Origin of the sequence: Pseudomonas sp. RW10S2, from assembly GCF_014268985.1 — a bacterium.
Lineage (GTDB): Bacteria > Pseudomonadota > Gammaproteobacteria > Pseudomonadales > Pseudomonadaceae > Aquipseudomonas > Aquipseudomonas wayambapalatensis.
Window position 1 is genome coordinate 1 of record NZ_JABWRO010000189.1, and the last position, 5,847, is coordinate 5,847.

6 protein-coding genes are annotated in these 5,847 nt (G+C 62.5%); 3 read left to right on the top strand and 3 right to left on the bottom strand.

Going from position 1 to position 5,847, the window contains the following annotated elements; all coding sequences use genetic code 11:
* Window positions 1-89: 89 nt before the first annotated feature.
* The 3 genes from HU729_RS24645 to choX form a co-directional block, all read right to left on the bottom strand.
* Window positions 90-1,382, bottom strand: coding sequence for an MFS transporter (locus HU729_RS24645; RefSeq protein ID WP_186667146.1), 1,293 nt, complete (start codon window positions 1,380-1,382; stop codon window positions 90-92).
* A gap of 124 nt (window positions 1,383-1,506) precedes the next feature.
* Complete coding sequence (locus HU729_RS24650; protein ID WP_238348440.1) at window positions 1,507-2,427, bottom strand: alpha/beta hydrolase; 921 nt, start codon at window positions 2,425-2,427, stop codon at window positions 1,507-1,509.
* Entirely contained in the window at window positions 2,427-3,362 is a 936-nt protein-coding gene (choX, locus tag HU729_RS24655; protein ID WP_186711834.1) for a choline ABC transporter substrate-binding protein, read from the bottom strand. Before choX ends, HU729_RS24650 begins: the two co-directional genes overlap by 1 nt.
* Window positions 3,363-3,684: 322 nt before the next feature.
* Between choX and hda the strand changes: the two genes are divergently transcribed.
* From hda to HU729_RS24670, 3 genes are all read left to right on the top strand, one after another.
* Window positions 3,685-4,389: a DnaA regulatory inactivator Hda gene (gene hda, locus HU729_RS24660; protein WP_186711835.1), complete on the top strand. Its 705-nt coding sequence runs from the start codon at window positions 3,685-3,687 to the stop codon at window positions 4,387-4,389.
* 125 nt (window positions 4,390-4,514) lie between these two features.
* Window positions 4,515-5,156 carry an NlpC/P60 family protein gene (locus HU729_RS24665; protein ID WP_054890952.1) on the top strand — a complete coding sequence of 214 codons (642 nt, stop codon included), beginning with the start codon at window positions 4,515-4,517 and terminating at the stop codon, window positions 5,154-5,156.
* Window positions 5,157-5,291: 135 nt separating this feature from the next.
* On the top strand, window positions 5,292-5,828 hold the full coding sequence (locus tag HU729_RS24670; RefSeq protein ID WP_186711836.1) for a C40 family peptidase: 537 nt from the start codon (window positions 5,292-5,294) through the stop codon (window positions 5,826-5,828).
* The last annotated feature ends 19 nt before the right edge of the window (window positions 5,829-5,847 follow it).

The window sequence follows — 5,847 nt, forward strand, 5'->3', positions numbered from 1 at the left end:
GGGGGGGGGGGGGGGGGGGGGGGGCTTTTTAGTTATGCGAATTTACTTTCCAGCGCTCTGCACAGCACTCGTAAGGATCCGTCACACCCTCAGGCAACAGCCGTGCTGCGTGCAGGCCGGCGGCGATACAGCACAAGCGTTGCAGTGAACGCACACAGCGCTGCAAACATCAGCCAGTAAGCCGGGGCGGCCTTGTCTGACGTGGCATGGATCGCCCAGGTGGACACCGCCGGGGTGAATCCGCCGAATACCGCAGTGGCGAGGCTATAAGCCAGGGAGAATCCGGCAACACGCACTTCGGTGGGCATGATTTCGGTCAGGGCCGGGATCAGTGCGCCGTTGTACACGCCGTAGAGGCACGAGAACCACAGCAGCACCTCCAGCATGTGAGCGAAGCTGGGGCTCTGGGCCAGGTACGACAGAGCAGGATATGCCGTGAGCACGGTCAGCAGGGACATCGCCGCCAGCAGCGGTTTGCGTCCCAGGCGATCGCTCAACGTGCCGCCGATCGGCAGCCACAGGAAGTTGGACACGGCGACCAGCAAGGTCACCATCAATGCGTCACTGGTATCGAGCTGCAGCACGGTTTTGCCAAAGGTCGGGGCGTACACGGTAATCATGTAGAAAGCGGTGGTGGTCATGGCCACCATCAGCATGCCCAGGATCACCACCGATGCGTTGGCGCACAGCGTCTTGAACACTTGGCTCATGGTCGGGCGATGTTCGCGTTTGGCGAATTCTTCGGTCTCCTGCAGGTTACGGCGCAGCAGGAAGATGCACGGGACGATCAGGCAGCCCACGGCGAAGGGAATCCGCCATCCCCACTGGGAGAGCTCCTCGGCGGACAACCACTGATTCAAGCCATAACCCAGGGCTGCGGCAACCATGATGGACACCTGCTGGCTGGCCGATTGCCAACTGGCGTAGAAGCCTTTGCGCCCGGGCGTGGCCATCTCCGCCAGGTAAACAGAGACGCCGCCGAGCTCGGCGCCGGCCGAGAACCCTTGCAGCAGCCTGCCTAGCAACACCAGGGCGGGCGCCCATAGACCGATACTGGCATAGCCGGGCACGAACACGATCAGCAAGGTGCCGCTGGCCATGATCGCCAAGGTCACGATGAGGCCCTGGCGCCTGCCTACGTCATCGATGTAAGCACCAAGGATGATTGCGCCCAGCGGGCGCATCAGGAAGCCTGCGCCGAACACGGCGAAGGTCATCATCAAGGAGGCGAATTCGTTACTGGCAGGGAAGAACGCGGCAGCGATCTGGGTGGCGTAGAAGCCAAACAGGAAGAAGTCGAATTGTTCGAGGAAGTTGCCGGAGGTCACCCGGAAGACTCTTCCGGCTTTGGATGATGCTTTGGCAGGGAGGGTGGGATTCATCACAGGCTCCAGCTATTCAGCGAATCTTTGTAAGAGGTTGTAACTAAAGATTCTTGCAGAAAGAGCATGAGTCAAAACATGAAACTTTCATTAGGTTGGCGCCTGTGGTGCCGTCAGCGGACGATCAATCGAGGCTGTTCTCGAGCGCCGCAAACAGTGCCTCGTACAACTGCTCCACCTCCGGCAGCTCCCTGGCCCGCAGGCAGCCATGAACCAGCCCGTGGCCGGGGAAGTAATCCACTGTCACGCCGTGATCCTCCAGCCGTTGCGCATAAAGCAGGCCGTCATCGCGCAATGGATCGAACTCGGCCACGGCAATGAAAGCGGGCGCCAGCCCTTTGAAATTGTCGGCGAGCAGCGGTAGCGCCAGCGGGCTGCGGGTAGTGGAGGGCAGGTAGGCATTCAGGCAGGCCTGCATGTCCGTGACAGACAGCAGCGGCGCATCGGCACATTCGCGTCGCGACACGCTGTCCTCGTCGCCCAGTGCTGGATAGATCAGTGCCTGCATGCGCGGCTGCGGCTCACCGGCCTCGCGCAGTGCCAGGCACAAGGCGGCGGCGAGGTTACCCCCGGCGCTGTCGCCGATGGCGACCAGGCGCGTGAGGTCGATCGGTATATCCAGCACGCCATCGCGCAGGGCGCGCCAGGCGGCGAGGCTGTCGTGCAGGGCGGCGGGGAAGGGGGTTTCCGGCGCGAGTCGGTAATCCACCGCCACCACCAGCACCTCCAGGCGAGCTGTCAGTTCGGCGCAGAAGAATGCGTGTGAATCGAGCCCGCCCAGCATCCAGCCGCCGCCATGCATGAATAGCAGCGCTGGCCACCCATCGGCCGGTGCCGATTGTGCAGGCTGGAACACGCGCAGCGGCGCCAGTCCGGGCAAGCTCAGGTCGCGCACCTGCACGCCTTTCGGGCAGGGCGGGGTGAAGGCGGCTGCCATGCGTGAATAGGCCGCGCGCTGGGCCGTCAGTGCGGGATCGGCCACACCGAAGGCGCGGGTCCGCTCGATGAAGACCTGCATGCCGGCCGAGAGTGCGTAGCGCTGCATTACCATTGCGCGACCAATGCCGCATCGGCGGGCTTGCCGTCGAACGTGGTGACGCCTTCGAGCCAGGCCGAGACCTGCTCGGGGTGTGCCTTGAGCCAGTCTCGCGCGGCATCGAGCGGCGCTTTGCGGTTGAGGATCGGCTCCATGACCTGACTCACACCTTCACTGGTGAAACGCAGGTTGTGCAGCAGCTTGGCGACGTTGCCGCATTGTTGCTGGTAACCGGCAGCGGTCATGATCGAGACGGTGGCCGAGCCTTCGTTGGGGCCGAAGGCGTCATCGCTGCCGGAGAGGTAGCGCATGTCGATCTGCAGGTTCATCGGGTGCGGCTTCCAGCCGGCGAACACCACCCACTCGCCCTTCTGCACGGCACGCTTGACCGCTGTCAGCATGCCAGCTTCACTGGACTCTATGCCCTTGAAGCCCTTCAGGCCGAATTTGTCTTCGGCGATCATCTGCGCGGTGATGCGGTTCATGCCGCTGCCTGGCTCGATCAGGTACAGCTGGTTCTTGAGCTTGTCGCGAAACCTGGCGATGTCGGCGAAGGTCTTCAGGCCTGCGTCGTAGGCGTAGGCAGGCACGGCATAGGTGGACTGAGCATCGGCGAGGGTGGCGGGGCTGATCACGTCGATCTGCTGTTTGTCCAGGAAGGGCTTGGCCACCGATTGCATGGTCGGCTGCCAGTAACCGAGGAACACATCGAGGCGTTTTTCCGCCATGCCGGCCAGGACGATCTGCTGCGAGGCGCTGGTCTGCTTGACCTTGTAGCCCAGACTGTCGAGCAGGGCTTCGGCGACGGCGCTGCTGGCGACGACATCGGTCCAGTTCACCGAGCCCATGCGCACATTCTGGCAAGCGGCGGGTTCTGCGGCCCAGCTGGCTGCGCTGATACTCAGGAGTGCGGCGCAGGTGGCCGCCTTGATCGATCGCTGCATGACTTTTCCCCTCACGAGACGGTGATTATCTTTGTTATGTCATGACGCCCCGCGCGGCGGTGGCTGCCGCTCAGGTTATGAGCCGGCCGAGCGGAAAAATCGCACCCAGGCGACCTGCTTTTGCACCCAGGCGACTTCGAGTTTGGCACGCTACCGGATGAGGCGCTTGGCCGGGACGCTGTTCTGGTTGTTCAAAAATCACGCAACCCGTTGATTTTGCTTGCGCTATTCCCCTCCCTGATTGTGCCGCCCGCGTTGCGGGTATAGACTTTGCAAACTCTTCACCAAAGGCCCCCTTTGGTCCTCGCGACCGCCCGCCAGCATGAAACCGATCCAGTTGCCCCTGGGTGTGCGCCTGCGCGATGACGCCACCTTCATCAACTACTATCCGGGTGCCAACGCCGCGGCGCTGGGCTATGTCGAGCGGCTGTGCGAAGCCGACGCCGGTTGGACCGAGAGCCTCATCTATCTATGGGGTAAGCAGGGCGCGGGGCGTACTCACCTGCTGCAGGCCGCCACCCACCGTTTCCAGCAACTGGGCGAACCCGCTGTCTACCTGCCGTTGGCGCAATTGCTCGACCGTGGCGTGGAACTGCTCGATCATCTGGAGCAGTACGAGCTGGTGTGCATCGACGACCTGCACGTGATTGCCGGCAAGGCCGACTGGGAAGAGGCGATGTTCCATCTGTTCAATCGCCTGCGAGACAGCGGCCGGCGCTTGCTGCTGGCGGCATCGAGTTCGCCGCGGGAGCTGCCGATCAAGCTTGCCGACCTCAAGTCACGGCTTACGCTGGCACTGATTTTCCAGATGCGTGGCCTGTCCGACGAAGACAAGCTGCGCGCCTTGCAACTGCGGGCCTCGCGCCGTGGCCTGCACATGACCGATGAGGTCGGGCACTTCATTCTCACCCGTGGAACGCGCAGCATGAGCGCACTGTTCGATCTGCTCGAGCGCCTCGACCAGGCCTCGCTGCAGGCCCAGCGCAAATTGACCATTCCCTTCCTCAAGGAAACCCTCGGCTGGTAACCCTGAAAACACCGGGCCAGAGCGGCAAAACGCAAAAGTCACATTTTTTTCGATAAAATTTGCAAATAGGTCCGATAGAAGGCATAGTTTCCCCCTTCTAAAGGATTACAGACACGGTCGTGCCCATGCTCAAGCGCTTCGCACCCCTCGTGCCACTCGCACTCGTGACCCTGCTTTTTGGCTGCGCGGCCCAAGGCCCGATTTCCCAGCCCCAGGATCACCCATCGGTCACCGCGCAAACCGCGGTCAAGGCCAAGGCGTCGCATTCGTCGGTATTCGATGAAGAAGACCTCGCCACCGATGAAGACCTCCAAGCCTTCTCCAGCAACAGCAAGCCCTACCAGCTGCCCGTCCTTGCAGACAGCATCCTGGAGCGCGGCATGTCGCTGATCGGCACCCGTTATCGTTTCGGCGGTACTTCCGAGCAGTCCGGCTTCGATTGCAGCGGCTTCATCGGCTACCTGTTCCGCGAAGAGGCCGGCATGAACCTGCCGCGCTCGACCCGCGAGATGATCAACGTCGACGCACCCAAGGTCGCACGCAACAAGCTCAAGCCAGGTGACCTGCTGTTCTTCAGCACCAATGGCCGTGGCCGTGTCAGCCATGCCGGCATCTACCTGGGCGACAACCAGTTCATCCACTCCAGCAGCCGCCGCAGCGGTGGTGTGCGCATCGATAACCTCGGTGACCGCTACTGGAGCAAGACCTTCATCGAAGCCAAGCGTGCCCTGGCCATGGCGCCGACCACTACCCTGTCGCGCAACTGATATCAAAATGCTGTATCCTCGCACGGCGGCGTAGCTGAAAAGCTAGCTGCCGTGCGCATTTACGAATAGCGTCTAATCTAAATCCTTAACTCTTTTTTCGGCTGCGGCCGATTGGTCTCAGACAGGTTCTGACCCATGGCGATGATGACGCGCTTCGCATTCCTCTCCCTGGTGGCACTGCTTGCCGCCTGTTCCAGCCGTGCTCCGGCCCCGGCACCCGTGGCCAAGCCGCAGGTTACCTTCATTGACCAGCCTTCCTCGTCGCCCGTGGCTGAGGACGTGCTGATCCGTGCCATCGGTCTGGTCGGCACCCCGTATCGCTGGGGCGGCAACACGCCGGACTCGGGCTTCGATTGCAGTGGCCTGATCGGTTATGTGTACCGCGATGCGGCGAACATCAGCCTGCCACGCTCGACCCGCGAGATGATCGTCATGCGTGCGCCGACCGTGAACATCAACGCGCTGCAGTCCGGTGACCTGGTGTTCTTCGCCACTGGCGGTGGTTCGCAGGTAAGCCATGCCGGGATCTACGTGGGTGAGGGGCGCTTCGTGCATGCGCCGTCCACCGGCGGTACGGTGCGGCTGGACTACCTGTCGAACAGCTACTGGTCCAAGGCCTACCTGCAGGCCAAGCGGGTGTTGACGCCGGGGCATCTGGCGCAGAATCCCTGAGATCGTCGGGGGGGGGCAC

What these genes read in the sequence shown, in the direction of transcription:
- HU729_RS24670 (WP_186711836.1), top strand. Translation starts at nt 5,292, where the DNA reads ATGGCGATGATGACGCGCTTCGCATTCCTCTCCCTGGTGGCACTGCTT.
- hda (WP_186711835.1), top strand. Translation starts at nt 3,685, where the DNA reads ATGAAACCGATCCAGTTGCCCCTGGGTGTGCGCCTGCGCGATGACGCC.
- HU729_RS24665 (WP_054890952.1), top strand. Translation starts at nt 4,515, where the DNA reads ATGCTCAAGCGCTTCGCACCCCTCGTGCCACTCGCACTCGTGACCCTG.
- choX (WP_186711834.1), bottom strand. Translation starts at nt 3,362, where the DNA reads ATGCAGCGATCGATCAAGGCGGCCACCTGCGCCGCACTCCTGAGTATC.
- HU729_RS24645 (WP_186667146.1), bottom strand. Translation starts at nt 1,382, where the DNA reads ATGAATCCCACCCTCCCTGCCAAAGCATCATCCAAAGCCGGAAGAGTC.
- HU729_RS24650 (WP_238348440.1), bottom strand. Translation starts at nt 2,427, where the DNA reads ATGCAGCGCTACGCACTCTCGGCCGGCATGCAGGTCTTCATCGAGCGG.